Source organism: Pseudoalteromonas sp. T1lg122, from assembly GCF_002964825.1.
Lineage (GTDB): Bacteria > Pseudomonadota > Gammaproteobacteria > Enterobacterales > Alteromonadaceae > Pseudoalteromonas > Pseudoalteromonas gelatinilytica.
This window is the reverse complement of sequence record NZ_PQCG01000032.1, coordinates 290,072-314,362: the sequence shown is the minus strand read 5'-3', so window position 1 is coordinate 314,362 and position 24,291 is coordinate 290,072. Positions and strand designations below refer to the sequence as shown.

The 24,291-nt window shown below is 40.7% G+C and carries 16 protein-coding genes; 7 read left to right on the top strand and 9 right to left on the bottom strand.

Features of this window, described 5'->3' with window-relative positions; genetic code table 11:
* Window positions 1–22 precede the first annotated feature (22 nt).
* Window positions 23–2,323 (bottom strand): TonB-dependent receptor plug domain-containing protein, encoded by a 2,301-nt coding sequence (locus C2M33_RS13905; protein WP_105174699.1) that lies wholly within the window; start codon window positions 2,321–2,323, stop codon window positions 23–25.
* A gap of 284 nt (window positions 2,324–2,607) precedes the next feature.
* Between C2M33_RS13905 and C2M33_RS13900 the strand changes: the two genes are divergently transcribed.
* Window positions 2,608–3,525: a GGDEF domain-containing protein gene (locus C2M33_RS13900; protein WP_105174698.1), complete on the top strand. Its 918-nt coding sequence runs from the start codon at window positions 2,608–2,610 to the stop codon at window positions 3,523–3,525.
* On the top strand, window positions 3,509–4,507 hold the full coding sequence (locus C2M33_RS13895) for an AraC family transcriptional regulator (RefSeq protein ID WP_105174697.1): 999 nt from the start codon (window positions 3,509–3,511) through the stop codon (window positions 4,505–4,507). Before C2M33_RS13900 ends, C2M33_RS13895 begins: the two co-directional genes overlap by 17 nt.
* Window positions 4,508–4,539: 32 nt before the next feature.
* Here C2M33_RS13895 and C2M33_RS13890 read toward each other — a convergent pair whose 3' ends face one another.
* The 4 genes from C2M33_RS13890 to C2M33_RS13875 all read right to left on the bottom strand — a co-directional run bounded on the left by C2M33_RS13890 (window position 4,540) and on the right by C2M33_RS13875 (window position 14,259).
* Window positions 4,540–7,296, bottom strand: a complete 2,757-nt coding sequence (locus tag C2M33_RS13890; RefSeq protein WP_158685590.1) for a cadherin-like domain-containing protein — start codon at window positions 7,294–7,296, stop codon at window positions 4,540–4,542.
* Window positions 7,297–7,465: 169 nt separating this feature from the next.
* Entirely contained in the window at window positions 7,466–8,422 is a 957-nt protein-coding gene (locus C2M33_RS13885; protein ID WP_233999216.1) for a cytochrome-c peroxidase, read from the bottom strand.
* Window positions 8,423–8,525: 103 nt separating this feature from the next.
* The gene (locus tag C2M33_RS13880) at window positions 8,526–11,204 is read right to left on the bottom strand and encodes a TonB-dependent receptor plug domain-containing protein (protein WP_105174694.1); all 2,679 of its coding nucleotides are present in this window, start codon (window positions 11,202–11,204) and stop codon (window positions 8,526–8,528) included.
* A 301-nt stretch (window positions 11,205–11,505) separates the two neighbouring features.
* Window positions 11,506–14,259: a cadherin-like domain-containing protein gene (locus C2M33_RS13875; protein ID WP_158685589.1), complete on the bottom strand. Its 2,754-nt coding sequence runs from the start codon at window positions 14,257–14,259 to the stop codon at window positions 11,506–11,508.
* Between the two features lie 241 nt (window positions 14,260–14,500).
* Here C2M33_RS13875 and C2M33_RS13870 point away from each other — a divergent pair, with 241 nt between their 5' ends.
* Window positions 14,501–15,853, top strand: a complete 1,353-nt coding sequence (locus C2M33_RS13870; protein ID WP_063700356.1) for a magnesium transporter — start codon at window positions 14,501–14,503, stop codon at window positions 15,851–15,853.
* Here C2M33_RS13870 and C2M33_RS13865 read toward each other — a convergent pair.
* Window positions 15,850–16,749, bottom strand: a complete 900-nt coding sequence (locus C2M33_RS13865; RefSeq protein ID WP_105174692.1) for a LysR family transcriptional regulator — start codon at window positions 16,747–16,749, stop codon at window positions 15,850–15,852. The two genes, C2M33_RS13870 and C2M33_RS13865, sit on opposite strands and share 4 nt — an antisense overlap.
* Window positions 16,750–16,856: 107 nt before the next feature.
* On the opposite strand from C2M33_RS13865, the gene C2M33_RS13860 reads away from it, so the two are divergent.
* From C2M33_RS13860 to C2M33_RS13850, 3 genes are all read left to right on the top strand, one after another.
* Entirely contained in the window at window positions 16,857–18,500 is a 1,644-nt protein-coding gene (locus C2M33_RS13860; protein WP_105174691.1) for an amidohydrolase family protein, read from the top strand.
* A 94-nt stretch (window positions 18,501–18,594) separates the two neighbouring features.
* Window positions 18,595–19,332 carry a hypothetical protein gene (locus C2M33_RS13855; protein ID WP_199775176.1) on the top strand — a complete coding sequence of 246 codons (738 nt, stop codon included), beginning with the start codon at window positions 18,595–18,597 and terminating at the stop codon, window positions 19,330–19,332.
* Between the two features lie 276 nt (window positions 19,333–19,608).
* Complete coding sequence (locus C2M33_RS13850) at window positions 19,609–20,304, top strand: tetratricopeptide repeat protein (RefSeq protein ID WP_158685588.1); 696 nt, start codon at window positions 19,609–19,611, stop codon at window positions 20,302–20,304.
* Here the strand turns inward: C2M33_RS13850 and C2M33_RS13845 are convergent.
* The 3 genes from C2M33_RS13845 to C2M33_RS13835 are packed head-to-tail and all read right to left on the bottom strand — an operon-like array spanning window position 20,301 to window position 23,123.
* Window positions 20,301–20,849, bottom strand: a complete 549-nt coding sequence (locus tag C2M33_RS13845; RefSeq protein ID WP_105174689.1) for a hypothetical protein — start codon at window positions 20,847–20,849, stop codon at window positions 20,301–20,303. The genes C2M33_RS13850 and C2M33_RS13845 overlap by 4 nt on opposite strands.
* 59 nt (window positions 20,850–20,908) lie before the next feature.
* Window positions 20,909–21,604 (bottom strand): response regulator, encoded by a 696-nt coding sequence (locus C2M33_RS13840; protein ID WP_105174688.1) that lies wholly within the window; start codon window positions 21,602–21,604, stop codon window positions 20,909–20,911.
* A 1-nt stretch (window position 21,605) separates the two neighbouring features.
* Complete coding sequence (locus tag C2M33_RS13835) at window positions 21,606–23,123, bottom strand: ATP-binding protein (RefSeq protein WP_158685587.1); 1,518 nt, start codon at window positions 23,121–23,123, stop codon at window positions 21,606–21,608.
* Between the two features lie 231 nt (window positions 23,124–23,354).
* Between C2M33_RS13835 and C2M33_RS13830 the strand changes: the two genes are divergently transcribed.
* Complete coding sequence (locus tag C2M33_RS13830) at window positions 23,355–24,236, top strand: dioxygenase family protein (protein ID WP_105174686.1); 882 nt, start codon at window positions 23,355–23,357, stop codon at window positions 24,234–24,236.
* Window positions 24,237–24,291: the final 55 nt, after the last annotated feature.

Sequence of the window (24,291 nt, the reverse complement as noted above, 5' to 3'; positions counted from 1 at the left end):
GCCTTAATAACTCTTTTGTGTATTAAAACGCGTAGCGCAGCATTAACTGAATAACAGGGCCTGCTTCTTCAGACTCTAATTCATACTCGTCAAAGTCGCGGTTGATTTGGTCATCAACCGTGTCGAACTTGTTAAAGGTTTCGTCTTTACTTGCATCTAATAGGTTTGAGCCCACTAAACGAAGCGTGACGTCTTGCCAGCGTTTTTCTACGAATACTTCAAGGTCCGCGCCATAGTGTGTGGTCACTTCTTCACCCACGATACGGCCATAGGCATCACCTTGTTTACGGTAAGTTGCACCGAACGAAGCGCCTAAATCAGGTAGGTCTTGAATAAAACCCACGTTAAACACATAGTCAGATTGGTCGTTGAATTTACGACTACCGAAAGTGTCATCTACTTCTGAATCAAGCCATGAGTAGTTAAAGAATACCCCGGTGTTTGGCATGCTAATGGCGCTTAGCGGCGTTGATAAATCAAGCTCGATACCTTTTACATTGCCATCACCGGTGTTACGCGGTTGCAAAATGTAAGTACCATCACCTTCTGAGCCTTGTTGGCCTGTATTAGCTATTTCGATAAGGTCAGTGACATCACGGTAGAACACGTTGAGTCCTACTACGCCGCTTTTACCTAAGCGATACTCATAGCCTAAGTCCATACCCCACGATGATTCTGGTTGTAAGTCTGGGTTACCTAAAAAGTCGTTATCGCCTAATTCTTTTTCAAGTAGAGCTGGGGTGATGTAATCAAAATCAGGGCGACGTAAGCTACGTGCAACCGAGGCACTAACACGGCCATTTTCAGAGACGTTGTAGCGTAAATGTGCCGATGGTAAGAAGAAGTCATAATCGCTTTTAGCGCTCACACCTTCTACTTTGTCAGTAATGGTTGAATCAGTTGTTTCGTAGCGCACACCTAACTCCCACGAGAAGTCTTGGTCTTCGTGCTTCACTAGTGCAAATACATCTAGGCGGTCTTCTTCGAGTTTATTTACGCCACCGGCGGCTGCTTCAAACTCGTTGTTAAAGCCTGCCAGTGACATTGGTGTTTGGTTAAACTGATCCCAGCTTGTAAAGCTTTGTTCGCTTTCACCTTCGGCTTGATAAACCGCAGTATCGCGCTCTTTACCTTGTACAAAGGCACCGAATTGAATCGTTTTGTTCTCGCCTGCAAATAAGCTATGTTGCCATTGTAATGACCATTCTTTGTCATCAAGGTCTACAGTTTCTTCTTCTTCCTCAAACACCATAGGTAGCTCAGAGGTATCAATTTCTACTTCTTGCTCGTAAACAGACTCTTCAAAGCTTGCAAAACCAAGCTTAAATTTACTTGTGCCACCAAAAAGGGGTAACTCATAACCCGAGTTGATGTTGTAGTTGGTTTGATCAATGTAAGACACATTGGCGTTGTCGGTTTCAAGGTTACCGCCTTCAACAATTGAGTTATTGATTGCTGTTGGGTCGTCATATTCAAATGAACGCTCATCTTCAGTACGGTCGGTATCAACCCAAATTGCGCTGATATCAAACTTGCTGCCATTATCAAAAGCAATTTCGTAGCTGGCATTTAGTGAGGTGTCGTCACCATCGCGGGTGTCTGTTTGGTCTTCACGGTTATCGAATTCTTCGCTTTTGTAATTGGCGTTATTCTCTGGGCTGTCGCCATAGCGTAGGCTTGATTTTTGTTTTGGGTTATAACGGCCTTGTAAGTTAGCGCCAAGTAATAAACGGCCGCCAGCAAACTCAGTGCCGTAAACACCGGCAAAGCTTTCTTTTAATTCGCCATCATCATAACGCAGGCCACCCGCACGAAGGTAACCACCATCTAGGCTGTAACCGTCACGCAATACAATGTTTAGCGTACCGGCAATGGCATCGGCAGAGCGGTTTGCACTTGAAGCACGAATAATTTCTACACGCTCAATTAGCTCAGCAGGAATACGGTCAACAAAGAATGAGCGGTCAGCGCCTGCACCAGGTACTTCTTCACCGTTAATAAGAACCTTTGTGTAAGCCGGGCTTAAGCCACGCATACGCGCGCCATCAGACTCTAAAACATCCGATAAAAACGTCACACTCGGTACGCGTTTTAATGCATCACCAGCAGTAAGTGGTTCAAAACGTTGAAAGTACTCTTGTGAGTATTCAAGCGTCGGTGCCAGCTCTTGTGAGCGGTTGCGATAACCGATTTCGCCATAGACAACAAGCTCTTCAGAGACTTTTACTTTTTTCTCATCACTGTTTTGTTCGTCTTGTGCGTAAGCGGCAAATTGGCATAAGGCGAGGGCGCTTACTAACGCCTTCGTTTTAAATTGTTTCATGGGGTTGCTCCTGGTTGTCCTTGGTTTGACGAGCAAAGTACGCAGCTTAAATGACGCAAATGTGACAGAAAATCGTTAACAGCCTGTAAAAACAAGTGATTAGCGGATTTTAAAAGTACTTTTGAGCTGCAATAACCCCATCTTGTTAAGGTAAATACAGTGCTTAAGGGGTTTAACAAGGTTTGACTGTCGTTTTGCTGTCACATCATTGAGCTAATATGACCCTGCTGCTTTAAACGCTAACGAGTTAGCATGGCAGCGTGAATTATTGTTAGGTACTGAGAATGCGATATAACCCTTTTACTCATCATCGATTTTTAACCAATGCCGTTATTGCTCTGTTTGTAATTGCGTTTTTGCTAAGCGCGCAAGCAGGAGAATTAAAGCCTTTTGCTGATATCGCATGGTTAGATATTTTAGGCGAGGGTGGCATTGTGCTTATGACACTTACTTGGATAGCTGCGCTGCTTATTTCGAGGCCGCCCGGCAAAGTCACCAGCTTTTTAGTGCTTGGGCTTGGGCTTTTTATGTTTTCAGCTTCCCTTGATTTATTTGATGAGTGGTTACATCAACCAACCAATACTTGGCTTACTTGGATAGAATCATTGCCTGCGCCGATAGGCATGATTTTCACAAGCCTTGGGCTGTATCAATGGCATCAAGAGCAATACGTACTGAATAGGCAATTAAAACGCCGTGAAGCCCAGCATCGGGAGCATGAGTTAGTGTGTTCAATAACAGGACTTTACAAGGCTGATTACTTACAAGCAGTGCTAAAAGAGCAATTAAGTGAGCCACAGCCTCTGCAACTGGCCGCTATTGATATTCGTGGTTTTGCTGATTTTAACGCTGAATTTGGCTTTATCGAAGGCGACCGCTTACTAGGTGAAGTAAGCGAGCTTTTATTGATGAATTGCCGTCTTAGCGATGTGGTGTGCCGCTATGCAGGAGACTGCTTTATGGTGCTAATGCCAAACACCAGCGCAGTACAAGCGAAAGAGCTGGTGGCGCAAATTACCTCGGCGCTGAGTCATTGTGCTTTTAAGGTCGAAGGTGCAAAACACGCAAAGTTTCAAGATGTAACAGCGGCCTTAGTTGGCAGTATACAAGGCGATACACCACAAAGTTTAAGCTCGCGTTTACACGCTAAGTTACAACAACAAAAACAACAAAGAGTCAGCCATTGTGAAGCCGTATCTTAATCAAGATGACAAATACCTCACCGCACAGGGACTGATCACCACGCTGGTGGAGCTGGCCTTAAGTCGCGGCATTGCACTGCATAAGTTACTCAGAGGCACAGGGGTGTTTGAGCAAGACTTAATGAGTGTGCAGCATCAGTTTAGTATTTCGCAGCAAGTACGCTTATTGACGCAGTTTAAGCAGTTGATGAAATCTGCCGACAGCGGCTTTTTATTAGGCAGTCAGCTGGCGAACGATACCTCTGTTGCTGCTCAAGGCGTGCTACATGCAGCGCACATCGGCCAAGCTTTAAAGCAGTTACACAATTTGCGCATGCAACTAGCTCCTTTGTTATTTAGTTATAGTTATGTACATAACGAGCAGTATTACATTGTGCTGCAAAATGCAGTGGGCTTGGATGATGAAATAAGCCAGTACGTTATGGAAATTTACAGCGCTGCGTTTTATCAAGTTATTAAAAAAGTGGCGGGTGAGCGAGTCCCTTGTCAGTTTGAGTTTGCCTATAAACGCGCCAGACATAGCCAAGAATACGAGCAGCATTTGGGCCTTAAAGTCGCTTTTGAAAAACCTATAACCCGCTGGGTATTAAATAAACACGCGCTTAGGCTGACTAACCCCGCGTTTAGTAGTTTTAGGTTCTCACAAATTAACTCGCAACTAGCGGCATTAAATTCTGCAAATAGCACTTTTGTGGAAGCCGTAAGCCGATTAATTTATCAAAATCCAGCGTTAAATTTAGACCAAGTCGCCAGCCAATTTGCCATGAGCCCTGCAACCTTCAAGCGCAAACTAAAAGCTCATGGCGTACGTTTTTCTACCTTGTATGATGAGCAAAGTAAGCGCAAAGCGATTTACCTACTTGCCATGCGCGAGCAATGCAATGAGCAAGTCGCCATGCGCTTATCATTTTATGATATTGCTAATTTCAGACGAGCATTCAAACGCTGGACAGGGCTTACGCCAAGTCAATTGAAGGGGTAAGAGAGCCCATGCTATTGCATGGGCTATGCGTGTTATTCACCAATAGGTGTGATGTCATTTTCATCTAAAATGCCATCATTATCAGCATCATCATCAGCCGTTAGACCAGACTCTAAAATTGCTTGTTCAGTTACATTAGGCAAAAAGAAGTTGGGTTTGCCGTCATGATCTGTATCAATACTGGCAATTGCTTGACCAGAAAAGTCATCCCTTTGAGCTTTAAGAGTTGCATGTAACGTGAGTAAAGGTAATTTATCCGCTTCAGCATTAACTGAAAGGTTGATTAGCTGGTTTACAGATTCATCATCACCTAATTGTGCGTACACAGCCACAAGGGTTTCTAGGTTATCCTGAATTACTTTATCTGATTGAGTTAATACATAAGCTTTTGCTTTGTCGATAGATGTTGTCAGTGCTGAAATTGTATTTGTATATACTTCAGTATATTGCTGGTTATTTGCTTGAAAACGAGACAGTGCCGTTATAAGTGTATATTGTTCAAAAGCCCCAGTGGTAAGCAACTCATTACTTAAAGCAGACTCAAAAACTGACTCTAATAAAGCAGTATAGTCTTCAATATCTATATTTTCTTTTTCGCTATCAATAATGGCTAAGCTGGTCTCTAACCACGAAACAGCTGTGTCTAATAAGCCGGCTCTCACTAAATAACCAAGTACCTTCAAGCGTTTTTCTGCTTGTTCATGTTTATTACTTAATAAGCTAATTTGTGTATCCAGTTTTGAAGCGAGACTACTTATACCTTCGTTGTTTTCAATAAAACCATACGTTGCAATAAGATACGTTAAAGCACTGATACTGCTATTTGTTGAAAAGTTGTTTTGATTTTCTAAAAAGTACTCATCAAGCATTGCGGCGCAACTTGTTGCGTAAAGTTTTGCTTTTTCAGGGCTGTTTAGGTTAAGGGCTAACTGAACTAAGCCACCACATCCAAATTGACCCATAATGTAATATTCAGATACAGATAAAACATATTCAGGCGATGCTAGGATGCTTTGGGCATAATCAGTGACTTCTAATGCGAGTTCATTTTCGCCACGAGTTTGTAAAATGGCTGCAGCACCTGGCTGTGCAGATGCATTTGTTAAGGTTTGATAAAAACTTTTAGCATTGGTAGTTTCACCTTCCATAAAGTAGCTCTTAGCGTTACTGACCGCGTCAGATAAAGTTTGCCCTGCTTGCAATTTATTTGCGATTTCATACGCATAAGAGTATTCAAGCGCGTCATCTTTATCGGCCTGCTTAGTCAGCAATTGATAGGCTGGGTTATTTACCAGCTCCACATCATAGAGGGCTTTAATCGTTGCGGTAAGTGCTTCAAGTGGATAAGTATAGGTTGCGAGGGTTGCTTCTGCGTAAGGGCTTGCTGAAAAACTATAGCTATTATCAAAGCCAACTACACCATAGTATGACAATGACAAATTTGTATAATATTTAGCAGATTCAGTATCATTGAGTCTTAAATAATAGTCTGCAGCCCAACTCATGTACAATGCACGCATACGCTCTGTGCTTTGGCCTTTGTAATCTCCTGACGGTTGAGTATAAGACCCAATATTTTCGGCAAGATCTGCCATGGTTTTTATTACAGCAAGGCCTGCATTTCTAACTGCTTCGGTATGGCTCGTACTATATTGTTCTACAGAAGCGAGTGCTGTTTTTTTTACCGCTGAAACAAATCTAGCGTAAGTTGTATTGTAGTCTTCAGTCCATACCTTATTGGCGTAAAGCGAAATAGTATCTAATATGGCTTGTGCGTGTTCAGTTTGACCAGCGCTATTGTATTGATCTGAAATAGTTAGATAAAAGCTCGGATCGCTACTGCTAATGTTTTCTAACCCTTTTTCAGCAATATATTGATTGTATGTCGTAAAAGCTAATTCTCTGTACTCAATAGCTGCATCACTTTGTTGTAATTCATCTAATTTAGCTGCTGCATCAAGATATGCCGATGCTTTTTCATGAGACGTTGTGATTTTTTCAAAATGTAAATGAGCCTTGTCAGTAAAACCAGCAATTAAATAACCCACAGCTAATTGTGCATTTACTTCATTTAAGTAATTGTCGTCATTAATTTCACTACCGATTGCCTCTGCTTGCTTTAGGTGTGATTTATGTGAGCTGTAGTAAAAATTGCGTTTATCTTCATTTGTCACATATGAAGGTGTTAGTTCAATAGTAGCTGTAATCGCTTCGCTTATTTTGTTATCGGTGAAAGCGATTTCAAAACTGTCGTTTATTTCTGAGAGTGTTTCTGCCTCATAAGTAAACTGACCTGTGTCGCTATCTAGCTGCAATGTGCCATTAGCGGGTGCTGTTACTAACTCAACAGTAATTACGTCTCCATCAGCATCATTAAATACTAATGAACCTTGTGTTGTCGTTGACGTTGTCACCGTCACTGTTTGACTAACTAATACAGGAGCGTCATTTACATTATTGATTGTGAAGGTTAAAACAGCATCCGTATTTAAGTTACCATCACTGGCTGTGACCGTCACTGTGTCTTGACCAGCAAAGTCAGCGTTTGGGGTATAAGTGAAACTGCCATTGGCATTAAGAGCAAATAAACCATGGCTTGCAGCAGATGCGAGTGTGAAGCTTAATGAGTCATCGTCAGTTGCCTCAAGTTGACCTGAGAATGTTGTATCTTCCTCTAATGTAAATGCTGTGCTGCTTGTAAATTCTGGCGCTTTGTTACTCTGCGAACCGCCACAGCCTGCTAAAGCGAGCGCAATAACTAGCGGTGCGTATTTGATCTTATTATTCATCTTATATCCCGTGTTAATCATATAATATTAAAAACGGAACGGATTTTATCACTCAAACAAAAATAATAATAGATCTCATTTGCATTTGTCTGTTGTATTTTTTGGAATTACAGCTAACTAAGAATTGATAATTATGTGGATGAGAGCGTCGTCACTCTCATCCATTTTTTTAAAGTATTTCTAAGAAGGCGACAAGCGCTTCGCGCTCATGCTTTTCTAACTCTAACTTATGGAGTAAGTCAGTGGTTGTAGGGAAGTTTGGGTCGTCTTTATACTTTCCCTTAGGCGTTGGTCTTGCACCGCCAGCATTATAAAAGTTAACAACACCAGCTAGTCCTTGAAATAAGCCAGTATGCATCCAAGGGGTACTTTGCTTTAAAGCAAGCAAAGAAGGTGTTCTAAACTTGCCAATATCAGCTGGGTCATGGGTGGCATCAAAACGTCCTAAATCTTGAAGTTTTCGACCATAAAAATGCAGCCCCGTAACATGAAATTCATTGTCACTGAGTAAAGCACCTTCATGACAAGTCATACATTTTGCTTTGGTTCTAAATAAATGTAAGCCTTCAAGTTGTTGATCGTTTAAAAGTGCAACAGCTTCACTTGGATTGGTTTGCGCTTTATCGATAAACCGCGTGAATAATGACTCTGGAATATCAAACGTGCGTTCAAAGGCAACAATGGCTATTGCCATTTGCTCTTTGCTCATTGTTTGATTACCAAATGCTGCGAAAATAGGGACTCGGTAATCTGCAGCAGCGTTTACTTTGTCAAGCGATTGCTGAATAGATGAGTCCATTTCTTTGGGGTTTTCGATAGGCATTAAAGCTTGCTCTGTCGCTGTTTTAGCTCGGCCATCCCAAAAAAATGTTTGCCAATGATCAATGCCAATAATAGCTTGGGTATTACGAGTACCGACTTGGCCATCAATACCAACAGCTAGTTTACGCCGATCTGTAAACGCTAAACGAGACTCATGACAGCTTGCGCAGCTTACCGTGTTATCTCGTGACAAACGGGTATCGTTAAATAGCTTTTCACCTAACGCAATGATCTCATCACTTTGGTTAAAAGGTTTGGCTTTTAACGGTTTCAGTGGCGCAGCAGGGGTCTCTTTAGCTGTCATTATTGCTGGCCATTGACTTTGCTCCATAGAATAAAGTTCTCGCAGAATTGTGTCTGCATGAACTACGGAAGCAAAGAGAAAACAAGCGACTGAAATAAACCCTTTATTCATAGTTATAGGTCACTCCTAGCCAAAACATTCTGCCAGGTTCAACACCTGATTTTCCTTCAATAATAGAGTAGGTACGAGCATTAAATAAGTTGCTTATATCAACACGTAATTGTAATGACTGTTTTTGCGTAATTTGATACTCCCAACTGGTATTTAACGAGACCATCACGCGAGCTTTATATTCATAGTCTTTGTAAATTGGAATAGCAGTATTTATGCTTTCACAGCCACTACATTCACTTTCGACACCAATAACTCTAGAACCAGAGCCGAGCACAGCTGTGGTGTAGCTACCAGAATACGTTGCTGTTAAGCCAGTCGATAAGTTGTCTGTCCAAAAAGTATTCCAACCAAAGTTTGCAGCAACAGGACGACCAAAGTTAGCTTTAATAGTATTGAGTTCAGATAGACTAATGATTTGATCTTTATAATAAACCAATGATTCAATAGGGGTGTTGTCAGGTGTCGCTGTGTAATCAGTATTACTTTCTGAGTTTTCACTGTAGCTGATATTAGCCCACAAAGAGTGATCGCCAAATTTGGCATCCCAAGACACTGAGTAACGTTCGCTTTCACCTGTACCAGTATTTTCCATAGTAATGTATTTATAACCATCATTATGTAAGTTGGTTTCTTCATTACGGGCAAGCTGATCATGTTTAAATCTTTTCACATATTTCAGTGATAGGTTGCCAAAGTTTTCTGTGGCATGGCGAATACCCAGTGCAACTTCATCATCATAAGGGCTTTTCACGTCATCATAGATATAGCGGAAATTACCCGTGTATGAAGATGGCAGCCAAGCCTGTAAATAACCGTTTTGAATAGGGCGGTACTCACGGTAGGCAAATTTTTGTTGTTCCTTGATTTTGTATGCTAATAGCCCTGCATCATAGTAGCGATTTAAGCCCGCGGTAAGCAGTGTATTGCCATCGTTAAATACGTCATAACCCATTGATAAACGAGGTGCGATATTGTGATTTTTGAAAAAATCATCGTAGTCATATCTAACGCCTAAGTGAAAATCAAACTGCTTCCAGGTGATCACATCGGTAGCATACAGTGCTGCTTTATTTAAGCTTACGTCTATTTGCTCACTGGGTGTGACCAAACGTGAATTAAAATACTGAGCCGTACTTGCTACATTATTTGAGTAGGCAAGTAAGTGCTCTGGGTTATTAAAGTCGATACTACCGCCTAATTGCTCGGCAAGAGTGTCTAAATCCACATAAAAGCTTTCTTCAATGCAATCAATAGTATAACCGCTACAGTTTAATGAGTTTTGGCTTGAAGAGTACTGCACAGGTGAATCATATTTGTAATAGTTTTGTGCGCGATTACGTTCTACGTTTTGATGATTCAATTCAGCACCAATACGGATGGCATGCTCTGTTTTACCCCAGTTTTTGCGGTTTAGGGTTAGTGAATTACGCCAGTTAAAGGTTGTTTGAGTGTTCTCTAAGTTGCCATAGCCACCTATTTCAGAAAGCAAAATTACTGAACCGTCTTCACCACCTGTTTCTTGGTCTGCATACTGGCCCCATTCTTTGCCTTTAGCTTGTAACCATTGGTAAAAATGTGCTGGAGCGCTGCGGTTATTATCGCTTTGGCTTGCATTAAACTCACTGCGCCAAAAGCCTAAACTGGTTTCTTCACTTAGATTGGCAATAAAGCCCGTATTACCGCCATCAATTTCATAGTCACTGTCTAGTACGTCATCGAGGAAGCTTTGTGATTTGTATGGGGCGTATAAGAACGTTAGATCAAGCGCATCAACCCAACCATCACGATAACTATATTTTAGTAAGCCATTGATATTTTCTCTGTGCTCGGTTTTCATTTCTTGTAATGAAATAGAAGAGATATCACTTTTTAAGTAACTTAAATTGAACAATAGGGCGTGTTTATCATTGATACGCTTTTGCAGCATCAAATCGATATCTGTTTTTTCAAATACTGGCGGCTCAAGTGCTTCTTGCTCTGCGAGCGGATTATCATTATCGTTATCTTCACCTCTGATAATGTGATATTCCCCCCAATCACTTTGGTTAGTACGTACACCTAAGCTTATCTTTGTATCTTTAGAAAAAGGTGAAATAGTTTCGGCATCAATAACACCACCAGAAAAGTCACCATAATCAGCTGGAATGTTGTGATCATACACTGTAATTGATTCAACCAATTGGCTGTTAACATTCATGCTTTGCACACCACCATAGACATCATTTTCTGATGCACTGATCCTTGAAGAACTAGCAGGATCTAACCGATTGTTGTAGTTCATGCCATCAATCATAAAACCTGTTTGCCAAGGCTTAGCACCCGATATGCTTATTTCTGGGGCACTGACTTCTGCCAAACTATCAATTGAGAAATGACTTTCACTTAATAACACGCCAGGCAGTAAGCCAATTAGCTCGTTAATATCGCCATTTCCTTTTGGAGTTGCTTCAATAAAGTTGCGATCAAGATAGGCGCGACCAATTACTTCAGGAACCTCAATCCCTATGTACTGACCTTTTACAGTAATGCGTTCAATATCGTCGGTATTACAGTGTTGATCTTTACTTGGTTCACATAGAGGCTTAATTGTTTGCTCTTTTACTTCGTTAGCATGTAATGGGGCATTAAGTAAAAGCATCAAACACGCTGATAAATAGCGTATTTGCATTGTGACAACTCCTGATTGTTGATCTGGTAAAAAGCTTGGGTAATAACTGCAGCTGCATGATGTTTAATCACGACTAGCAGCAAGCTAGCGTGTTATGTGGGCTGATTTTACCACTAAAATACGAATGAAAATAGATCTCAATTGTATTTGTGGTTGTTATTTATGCAGAAAATTTAAATAATTAATGGGCGTTTATCAGCTAGAGGCTCGCTGTTTCTATGTTTGGGATTTTATTAGATGAAATTCATTGTCTTTTTGCAAAGAGTAGGCAAGTACATGTAAACATGTACTTGCCAATAATTTACTCACCTAATGGCGTAGTATCTAAACTATCTTCAATACCATCATTGTCAGCATCGGTATCAGCAGTGAGTCCTGAGTCGCTAATAGCGTCAGGTGTTGCCGATGATAAGAAGAAGTTTGGTTTACCATCGTTATCAGTATCAACACTTGCAACTGTGCTACCCGGAAAATCATCTTTAGTTGCTACAAGAGATGCTTGTAAAGCATACAGTGCTAATTTGTCTGCCTCTGCATTTATATCTAAGTTAATCAATTGCTCGGCTTTGCTGTATTGCCCTAAACGAGTATACAAAGATACATAGGTTTCTACGTTATCCTGAATAACTTTATCTTCTTGAGTTAATAAATACTCGGTTGACTCATCTAACATGCTAATAAGCTGGCTGTGAATCGATTGATAAATGTCAGCATACTGTTCGTTATTTGACTGGTATTTAGCTAGAGATACAAAGAATGAATCACGAATAAAATAATAATTATCTATTTCTTCTGTACTAACTAAGGTCAAATAAAGCGTTTCAAATAGGTCAGTAAAGTCGTCAAATTCAAGTAATTGTGCATTGCTTGAAACAAGGGTAATGGCTTCTTGCACCCATTCTACTGCAAGCTCAGTTAGGTTATTTTCGTTTAGGTAACCTAAGTAAGAAACTAAATGGGGGATTTTGCTTTCAGGATTTTCCAGCTTGTCAATTTCAGCCTTCATTTTAGTTGCTAATTCAGGTATTTTGTCATTAATCCCTGCCATGTTGTAGGTGCGAATTAATTCGCTATAACCTTTAATATCAAGCTCTGTAGATAGCTTTCCTGAATTTGCTTCCATCCACTGAGTACATTGCAGGGCATGGCTTTTTGCTTGCTCTTCGCTGCCCATTAATAAATCCAGTGAAATATGGCGAGCACAGCCCTGCCAACCTGTTCTACGGTGTGAGGTTATTAAGGACTGTTGATCAAAATAGGCTTCGGTAAACATAACTTTACTTGCTTCGTCTAAAAGCGCTAAACCAAGCTCAGGGTAGCCATAACTATAAACAATAGAGGCAGCACCCGATGAGGTTGTACCATCAGCCATAGCCCAATATAAGCTAGTTACGTTATTATTATCTTGTTCAATAAAGTAATTTTTAGCATCTGCAATTGCATCTGCAACGCTAAATCCAGCAATAACTTTGTTTGCAATTTGATAAGCATAAGACTTCTCTCGTGCATCAGTTTGGTCTTTTTCAGTCGAAATTAAATTAAAAGCAGGATTCTGTGCAAAATCGATATCGTACAAACTGCCAATATAGGCTGTTAATTGTTCTAAAGGTGATTGATAAGTAGCAAGTGTTACCGCAGAGTTTGTTGCTGCACTAAATGAATAGTTGCTGTCAAAATCAGTATGACCAAATAGTGATAATGCATAGTTAGCGTAATATTTAGCAGTCTCAATATCATTAACTTGCATCGACAGTTCAATAACACCTTGAACATAATAAGACTTCAATCTGTCGGTTTTTTCACCTTTATATTCACCACTGCTAACGTACTGGTAGCCTGTTTTGGTAATAGCTTCACCGTACGTTTTAATTATCTCAGAAGCGAGCGCTTTATTTGTTTCGTTTGGCTCTGCTAAATACCTTTCTACAGCAGAACTAGAAGCGTTGCTAAATGCTGTTAATAAACGACCATAAACTGTTGTGTAGTTCTCTTGTCTAACACTATCGGCGTACAACTCTAATGTTTTATAAAGCTCTGCGGCGCGAGTAAATTCACCAGAATCTTTATATTCATTAGCAATATACGAATAAAATGCGGCATCGCTAGATGTTAGGTTCTCAACACCTATGCTTGCAATATATTGATTATAAGTGGTTACTGCGAGGTCTCGGTAAGAGGTTGCTTGTTCTGCAACACCTAGAGCATCAAACTTTTGTGCGGTTAATCGGTATGCGTTTGCTTTGTCGCTTAAGGTTATGATTTTATCAAAGTATTCTATCGCTTTTTGGTCGAAACCAGCTAATAGATAACCAATGGCCAAAGATGCATTAACGTCACTCATATAAGCATCATCGTTAATGTTTTCACCGATTGTCTCAGCTTGTTTTAGATGCGATTTATTTGAGCTGTAGTAATAATTGAGTTTATCTTCGTTAGTGACATACGAAGGTTTTAATTCAATCGTCGCGCTAATAGGCGAGCTAATAATGCCATCGGTAAATTCAATGACAAAACTGTCGTTAATTTCTGACAGCGTTTCTGCGGTAAATGTAAATGCCCCCGTTTGTTCATCTAGGGTTAGGGTACCGTTGGCTGGAGGAGTCACTAAAGACACAGTTACAGTATCGCCGTCAACATCATTAAAAGTTAATGCACCTTCTGTTGTAGTCGAGGTAGTTACAGAAATTGATTGACTCACAAGTACTGGGGCATCGTTAACGTTATTAACCGTAAAAGTAAGCACTGCATCTGTGCTTAAGCTGCCGTCTGTGGCAGTAACAGTTACCGTGTCTTGGCCTGCAAAGTTTTCTTTTGGGGTATAACTAAAGCTGCCATCAGCATTTAATGAAAATAGTCCGTTACTTGCTGCAGAGCCAAGTGAATAGCTTACTGAATCGTCATCGCTAGTAGTTAGTTGACCTGTAAGACTGCTATCTTCGCTTAAGGTAAAGGCGCTACTGCTTGTAAACTCTGGAGCCTTGTTGCCATCTGAACTACCGCACCCCGTGAGTGCTAGCGCCACTGCTAATGATAAATACTTTATTTTGTTACCCATATGGAAACTCGCATTAATTATTTTTGGAAATTGGCGAGATAGTAGCATCAAAATACGAATGAGAATAGATCTTAATTGTATTTTGTTTGTTCAGCCATAGTGTACATAGAATTTTTACTTGTTTACTCGCTTTAAAAAGTTGCCTTGGTTTCATGTTAAGAAAAATATACCTTTTCAGAGCAGTTATTTTTTGCCAGCTGCGTTAGACTATTGTTATTGATGTAATTAACCGAGGTCTCAAATGATTGAGTATCCAGTTGACCAACTTCCCCAGTTAATTGATGACTTGCTTCAGTGTGACACCACAACACGCAAAAATAAGTTACTTGCTGATGCTAAAGAAAAGCTTTCTACTGAACATTTATCGTTATTGTTCGAAGCGTTACCTAAAGAGCAGCGTTTAGAAATATGGCAATTACTTGATGAAGATACACAACATGAAATCTTCATTAACCTAGGTGGCGATAGCTGTCGTTGGTTATTGCAAAGTCTAGATGAAACCGAAGGCTTTAAGTTACTTGACGAAGTGAGCGTAGAAGAGTTACTTGAACTTGAAGAAATTATTCCTGAGCGCTTTGTTGATTATGCACGCAGACAACTCGATGAAGTTCAAACAAAACAGTACGACCTTGCACAGCAATATAATCCAGAGCAGTTAGGTCACTGGCTCGATTTTGATGCGCTAAAAGTGTCAGAAAAACTCACAGTGGCAGGCGCGCGTAAAATTTTTCAAAAAGGCTTACCGCAATATACCGAGGTGATTTATCTAGTCAGCCGTAAGGGCACTCTCATTGGTGAAGTGGCTATCAATGCTTTATTTAAAGCCAATGATAACGACAGCCTGCTGGATTACGCGAACCTTGATGTATCGGCTTTACATGCTGATGACGACCTATACGAAGCCGCTGAAGTGGTTATTCACAGTGAACAAATGGCAATGCCTGTTGTGAATGCCGACAACAAACTATTAGGCCGATTGTCAGTGTCATCAGCTTATGAATTGCGTCAAGAAGTGACCGACGAAGCCGCTGCAAAAGCCGGTGGTCTACGTGAAGACGAGGATCTGTTCTCAAGCGTCACTAAATCGGCAAAAAACCGCGGTATTTGGCTTGGTATTAATCTAGCAACGGCGTTTTTGGCCTCTTGGTTTATCGGTTTGTTTGGTGCAACTATCGAGCAAGTGGTTGCGCTGGCGGTATTAATGCCGGTTGTCGCTTCTATGGGCGGTATTGCAGGTAGTCAGACGTTAACGGTTATTGTACGCGGTTTGGCACTCGGTCAGGTTACCGACTCTAACCGCAAAGCGCTGCTGAAAAAAGAGCTTAGAGTAGGGGCGTTAAACGGCTGTGTTTGGGCCTTTGTGATTGGTGTGCTTACTTATTTTTGGTTCAACGATGGCATGTTAAGTTTAACCATCACTATCGCTATCTTACTTAACTTAGTGGCTGCTTCATTATCTGGGGTGGTGATCCCATCGATTTTAGATAAGCTTAAAATCGATCCAGCCCTTTCAGGCTCAGTTATTCTGACCACAGTCACCGATATCGTCGGTTTTGTTACCTTCCTAGGTTTAGGTAGTTTACTCCTTCTTTAAGGGATCGGATGCTGGCTAAAGTAGTGTTTAGCCAGCTCAACAAATGATTTCACCCGATTTGACAGTGCATACCTATGCGGATAAACCGCAGCAATCGTTAATGGTTTTAGGGTGTGCTCTGCTAACACCTCGACTAATTCGCCTGACTTTATAAACGGGGCGACTGAATAACGAGGCGCTTGAATTATCCCATCACCCGCTGCCGCTGCTTCATTTAAAAATCGGCCATTATTAGAGGTCATTGCCCAGTTAAATTTGCGGCAAACATGCTGACCATCTAGCAAAAATATCCATTGGTCATGACGAATATGATGACTGAAAAACAGTAATCTATGTTCAGATAAAGCCGCAATATCTGTTGGCGTGCCATGTTTTTTTAAGTAGGCAGGACTGGCCCATAAAGATAATGATGAATGGCAAACCGTCTGCGCTATGTGGCTGGCATCAGGTAATGAAGGAGCAACTCTAAATGCCAGATCAATTTGGCTATCAAATAAATCAACAGGCGTATTAGACAATACAATATCTAATTTCACATCAGGGAAATCATGCTGATATTGACTAACCAAAGGTGCTAAATATTGGCAACCAAATTCAATACTGGCTGAAATAGCTAGCTTACCACTAGGCGTTTGACTAAGCCCGCTAAGCTCAGCATCAACTTCATTAAATTTATTCAGCAATGGCTTCATTTGCAGAACATAGTTTTGGCCTGCATCGGTTAAGCAAACTTTGCGGGTGTTTCGTTTTAGCAGCAAGCAGCCTAAGTTTTGCTCTAACTGTTTAACGTAGCGGCTAACCATGGTGGTAGACAGCTGCATCTGCTTAGATGCCTGAGTAAAGCTTTGATATTCAGCAACTAAGCATATTGCCCTGACGGCTTCTAGTTTGTTCATTGTTATTATTTTTAAACTATAAGTTCATACACTATAAACTTTTGTGAGATGTAAAACCAAGCAATTCAGGTGTAAGTTGGGGGTTAAAACAAGAATAAGAGGTTATTATGAAATCGGGCATCAACAGATTACTTGCTAGCATTGCATTGGCATTATCGTCGTCGGTGATGGCACAAACCATTGCATTACAAAATGTGAACCTAATCGACGTCGAAGCCTTGTCGGTTAATAAAGCACAAACCATCATCATAGAAGATGACAAAATCAAACAAATTGTTCCTGCAAACTCTCGTCGCTTTGCCGATGATGTCATTAAAATCGATTTAGCAGGAAAGTATGTCATACCCGGTTTAATCGATACTCATGTGCACCATGCTACTTCGCCTGACGATTCAGATAACGATGAAATCACACGCACTCGCTTGCGTCAGCTTTTACAGGGTGGTGTAACAAGTGTGCGCGATATGGGCGGCGATACCCGTGCTTTGAGCTCACTTAAAAGACGAGCCGATAACGATATTATTCAATCACCGGATATTTATTATTCTGTGATTATTGGTGGTAAAGCGTTCTTTTCTGACCCTCGCACAGTCGCCTCTGCAAAAGGTGAAATCCCCGGTGCTGTGGACTGGATGCGTGCCGTTGATGAACACAGTGACTTTGATGCCATTATGCTGCGTAGCAAAGGGCTGGGGGCAACCGGCATCAAAATTTATGCAAATGTGCCAGGAGCAATGGTAGCAAAGTTATCTCAAGCTGCTAAAAATCATGACCTCAAGGTGTGGTCGCATGCTTTTATTGGCCCAGCAACACCGCTTGAAGCGGTTAATGGTGGGGTTGAAACAATTTCACATGCTGCCGATTTTGCCGCGCAAGTAATTGAAAACTTCTATGATATGCGCCGTAAAAATGTCGCCTTAACAGAGCAGCAAAAAAGCGATGCAAAGCAACTAGAAGCTTATCAATCACTTATAAAACAGATGAAAAATAAGGGCACAATTCTAGACTCAACTTTAACGGTCTTTGATAAAACCAAAGCCTCTCGTGGTGAAAAAGGATTATTGCTCAATGAGTGGGGCGGGCTGTTTACGCAATTGGCTCATCAAGCCGGTGTAACTATTGCTGCAGGTACCGATGTGACCAGTGATAGGTTTAATACAGTGATGCCTATGGTACACCATGAAATGCAATTATTAGTTGAACGGGCAGGTTTAACACCTTTAGAAGCTTTACAGGCTGCAACCATTAATGGTGCAAAAGTGATTGGCATTGAGAAGCAAACTGGTTCAATAAAGGCAGGTAAAACGGCGAATCTTGTGGTACTTAACAGTGACCCAAGTATTAAAATCAGCAATAGCCAAAACATTGTTCATGTAATTAAAAATGGCCAATTTATCCACTTAGGTGATAATGAAAAATTACCGTTTGTGATGGCGCGTGAAGCGGCTGGGTTATTATTTTTATCGGGGCAATTAGGCAACTTGCCAACCACCATGGCGTTGGCAGGCAATGACATCAGCACCCAAATGACGCAGGCAATGAAAAACATTGGCTTTGTTTTGCAAGATCACAATTTAGATTTTAACGATGTTGTTAAATGCACCCTTATGTTGGCAGATATAAAAGACTGGCCTTTAGCCAATCAAGCCTACACGCCATTTTTTACTAAGTTACCCGCCAGAAGTGCTTTTGCAGCTAGCGGCTTGGCACTTGGCGCAAAGGTTGAAGTGGAGTGTATTGCTGCGTTGTAGCTAAAATTGTAAGCGAACATAAAATAAACACTTTTATTTACCTAATACACAGTTATTATGAATTGTGACTCAGTCAAACTAAAAGGACGTTAATATGGTATTAGGTAAAAAAGCAGCACTGGCTGCTTTATCGGTAATTTCAGTGTTTAGCGCATCAGCAGCACAAACCGCTTCGGGTGAACAAACTAAACTGAGTGAAGATCCCACCAAGGTCGTTACTCAGTTTGGTGCAAGTTATTCAGATGAATTAAGGATCACCGGTTCGCTAAGTTTGGGAGCAGTAAAAAAGCTTAATGCCAGTGTGAGTGCCAATGGTGATGAATGGCGTGTTGGTGGCTCGTGGCTATTTGATATTGGCATTGTTAATTTTAACTTTGGTAAGCAAAGTTATGATCAAGGAGCTGAGCGCACAACCTATAGTGTTGGCACTTTTATGCCACTGAGTTACTTTGATATTGCGCCCTATGGTTGGCAAATTTTCGCTATGGGTGGTTATAGCCATGTTGATGGTGAAATTGCGTGTTTAGCAGGGCAAGGGGCGTGTTTAACAACAGAAATACCTGGCCCTGAAGGTTGGGTGCTTATTCCAAACAGTAGTGATGGTGGTTATTTGGGGGCGTTTGCTTTAAAGCCATTATCCGAAAAATGGACATTAATGACTGCAGCAGCGTATTCGGTAGGTTCTAACGATTATTCAGGTTATTTCGCAGCCATTGGTGCAAGTTATCAATTTGATAAACAACAAAGTTTCAAGCTTTTTGCTGCAACAGAAGACAGTGATTATGGCTCAGATCAAAACTTAGTACTGGGTTACACTTATCAATTTAATTAAAAAATACTGTTACAAAGCATTAAATTTTGTTAGTTTTCTGAGTGAGTTATCACTGAGAAAATAGTGAATGAAAAAAAAGTTAGCCTTGTTATTACTAGGATTATCTTGCCTTAATGTCAGCGCCTCTGAAAACTTTAGTGATCATGAGATGTTTTGTGAGCAACAACCACAAATTAGTTGCTTAGATTACATTAATCAGAGCTTGCAAGTAGTGAGTTGGGCTCTGCGCGTTGGTATGAGATTAAATCTTATCAGTTTGATTATTTCTACGACAAAATGGAATTTCAGACCTTGAAAGATAGCACTGAGCCCTTCATTTCAAGTGAAGAATTGCCTGTTGTCTTTCAAGTGCAAGTTTACTTTTATTACGCTAAATCAATGCATTATTTAGGCGACTTTGAAACAGGTCGTAAATATGCCACTAAAGCATTTGAAAAACTGCAAGCAATCTTTGACTCTTTTGGTAACCCTATGCGCATGGTTGAATTGGCTAATTTGCAATACGTGTTTGGCAACAAAGAAACGGCACTGCATATACTTGATAGGGCAGAGCGTCGCTTTGGAAAAAGCAAAGATCCCATTTTTCACTTTGAACTGGCTTCGAATAAAGCCAGTGTTTTTCATTCATTAGGTGATGTAGATGGCGCACTTGCAAGCCGACAAATCGCCGCTGATTGGATTTTAAAAACCAACCATAATCGCAAAATCTCTGTCGCTTTAGGTAATTTAGCGCGTACCCACCAACTGCTGGCAAATTATGAGCAAGCTGACGCTGTTTATACTCAGTCTCTTAAGTACATGGACTCAGACTCAGATCGCCATGTGATTGCCATTTATACATTACGGCTAGCTGAAATTAATTGGCAAGCAGGCAAGCCAGAGCAGGCTCTAAAATGGTATAAGCAAGTGCATAAAGAAGACATTCGTCAATCACATGCGAAACTTTATGCACATCTTGGCAACGTACTTTAGATAGTGTAAAAACACCCAGGTTTTTCCTCTTCACCCGGCGCTAAAATTTGTAGATGGGTTGACTCACCTTGTTCCATCAAAGGCTTCATAGTTTTATCAAACTGCTTAGCGGCATGTTCAATTAACTTTGCTTGCTGTTCCAGTGCTTTAAAATCGGCATCATGAGCAGCCATAAGTTTATTGAGCTCTTTAGCCAACTTATCTTGCTCTTTTAATAAGCTTTTATTAATTCGCAGATGGTTTTCGTCTTCAATTACTGCTTCTTCAGTGATTGCTTCTATTTGCTTAGAGTACTCAGTAACTTGTAGCTCAATGTCACTAATAGGTTGCTCAAGTGCTTCTAGTTTTACCTGCTCACGTTCAAGCTCTAGGTATGCAGCAATCTGTTCGTTATTGAGGGTACTTTCGCTTATCTTTTTACAGTCTTTAAAAGTGATAACACGATAATCACCTTGGTTGTGTGCTGTACTGGCATTTGAGAGGCCGATACACGCTGTAGTGGCTGTGATTAAGAGTGCACTTGCGCTGATGCGTACTAAATTCATAATGATGTCCTAATGGGTTATGTTATTTAGTTAGTCGTCGCAAGTGTGAAAAAGGTTGTTTAAATTTTAAATTTATATCCCACGCCATAAATTGACTCAATGTAATGGCTATCAGGGTCGGCTTGAATCAGCTTTTTACGCAAGTTTTTAATGTGTGAATCAATACTGCGCTCGTAACTCTCAAAGTACTTCCCTTGGGTCATGGTCAGTAAATCTTGGCGTGAAAAAACTTTATTAGGTGAGGCAATTAATATTTTTAATAAACTAAATTCATTAATTGTAAGTTTCAGTTCTTCATTTTTTACCAGTACTTTGTATTCGCTCGGATCAACAATAATATTGCCTGCTGTGAATGTACTCGGTTTGTTAGTTGGCATTCGGCGTCGTTTTAAAATGGCTTTCACACGCGCCATTAACTCTTTTGGTTTGAATGGTTTAGTAACATAGTCATCGGCACCCACATCAAAACCAATTAAGTGATCAATTTCTTCGACCCGTGCTGTAAGCATAATAATAGGCACATCACTGTATTGTCTTATCTTGCTGCACAACTCGATGCCATTTGTGCCTGGCAGCATGATATCGAGAATAATCAAATCAGGGTTTAGCTCATTAACAGCATCCAGTGCGCAGTTGCCTTCGTGAATTAGGCTTGTTTTAAACCCTTCAAGATATAAATACTTTTCTATTAATTCGGCAATTTTAACTTCATCTTCAATAACGAGAATATGCTGTTTAGCTAAGGTTTCTGACATATTAGTGCGCCTCTGCAAGCGGGAGTTTTAACGTTATACACAGACCGCCTAAACGGCTTTTAGTTGCATTTATTTTTCCTTGGTGGGCTTCAACAATTGTTTGGCAAATTGCCAAGCCTAAGCCAAAACCGCCGGTTTTTCTGTTACGAGAACTATCGGTGCGATATAAACGATCAAATAGTTTTTCAAGGGCCTCATCAGGAACACCGGGGCCTGAATCTTCTATCGACAAAAATACATGATGGTTAGACACCGTTAAATCTAACCAGACTTTTTGCTGTTCATCTGTATAGCGTAAATTATTTTCTAATATGTTTTGTAATACTTGCGTAATACGATTTTGGTCAGCCAAAACCATTACCGTTTGCTCTGGTAAGGTGGCATTAAGCGTGATGTTTTTGGATTGAAATTTAAACGCATACTTATGCGCTTGTAGGGCTACCAAGGCATTAAAATCAATGGCTTCCATGTGATAGTTAAAGCTGTGTCTGTCGAGTGAGCTGACTTTATGTAAGTCGTTGACAAGTCGGCTTAACAGCGCCACTTCTTCTTGCAGTGAGATTATTGCTTTTTGATTTGGTTCAATAATGCCATCGTTAATAGCCTCTAGTTCACCCTCTAAAATAGTTAAAGGCGTGCGCAACTCATGAGAAATATCCATGAGCCATTGGCTTTGCTGCGATTCAAAGCGTCTGAGCTCTGTGGCAATACGATTAAAATCATCCGCTAAGGTCGCAAATTCATCACTACTGTTGACGGTTATTTTTGTCTCAAACTCTCGTTCTGCAAGGGCTTTTGCGCCTTTTTTCAGCTGCGAAATTGGGTTAGTAAAATGACGTGCGAGTAAGTAACTAAACAATAACGCAATTAATAAACCAATCCCTGCTGTCCACAAACTGATATTAATTTGGGTATTAAGGTAATGCTGAGTCAGTGCGCTAACATGACTGCGGTTAGCATGCAGCTGAAGCACTGCAACAACGTCACCATTGTGAGTGATTTCTTGCTCGTTCACGACCTCAGTTTCGGTATTGCCAGCAATCAGTATTTCGCCTTTTGCATCAAGTAAACTTAGGCGTTTTTCAAAGGGTATAAAGTCATCAGCCATGGGTTTATTACGAGGCGGTGGCTCACGCATGTCAGCAAAGTTTGCAAGCTCGTTAAACTCAGTTGATGGGTCAAATTCAGGTGCTTGATCGAACGATGGTGGCACACCAAAATCATCAGGGGGTGGCATAGCCTCATTTTGCATATGCTTTTCGGGAGGGCCATCTTGTGTAAAAGGGCCGGGCTCTATTGGTTTTGGGCTATTGGGAGAAAATAATAAACGGCTTGAATGAAAATTGCGGTTAATTAGCTCATACCACAGGGCTTTAGAATCGATAAACATGCCAATCGAACCCGTTTGCTGATACTGCTGGCTAATTTCAGTGGCTATACGGTTAAATGCTTCGTTATCTATATCTTCAAACACATTATTGAGCATACGCTTATTGGTAATTGCGTTCAGACCAAACATGGTCAGTACCAGCAATAACGTAATAATAAGATTAGTAATTAAGAGTTTGTGAATTAACTTCATAGATGTAATAGTAAAATGTAATAGCCAATAATGAATATACTATAAATGTCTATTTTTTGGCATGCGCATCCTAGTCACTCTATAAAAGCACCACTTTTTCTACACAAAGTCTCTACATTTGTTCTTTATACTCGATGCTAATTACTCATGTTAGCGAAGGGGCACAATATGACTTTAAAACCTGAACTTTATACTCGTAGAAAAATGCTAAAAACATTAGGTGTTTCAGTTGCTGCTGTGCCTATGTTGGCATTTTTAGGCTGTAACTCAGATACAGTCTCATCAACGGATACAACATCAGATACAGACACTTCAACAGGCACAGACACCAGCACTGATACAGGCGATACAACAACCACGAACGACAGTGATTATGTATCGGGCACAACAGCACTTATTACTGATGACTTTCCTGATGACAGTATTTTTGAAACATCAACAGCATGTGTGTTAGCACTTACTCAAGCAACAACCGAAGGCCCATGTTACTTCCAAGCTGATTCAGACGAAGATATTTCGGATGGTTTAACCTGTTTACCTATGATGCTGTGCTTACAGTTAATTGATAGCGACTGTAACCCATTAGCAAATTACGAAATCTCGGTTTGGCACTGTGATACCAGCGGTATTTACTCGGGCGATACTAGCAGTAGTTCTGATAGCTCACGTTTTGCCGGTGACTTCTGTACTGACGGCGATGCCGAAGCTGAGGCAAGTACTTGGTACCGTGGTTCATTGATCACAGATAGCAGTGGCCGTGTGAACTTTAAAACGCATTTCCCTGGTTGGTATTCTGGCCGTACTATTCATATTCACTTTAAAGTAGCAAACAACAATAACGACTATGTAATTAGCCAGTTCTGTTTTACTGATGCGTTTGCAAAAGAAATTTGTACCACTCACAGCGATTACAAATCACGCGGTGAACAAGATACAACTCTTGCTAGCATCGATAACGTGTTTGGTAGTGATTATGAGCAGTTTATTTTAAACACAGCACAAAATAGTGATGGCACTTTATTGGCGTATCACACTATTCAAATTAGTTAATTTATTCACTCATCATTGTAGGTTAGGGCGTGTTAGCAATTACTGCTTTCACGCC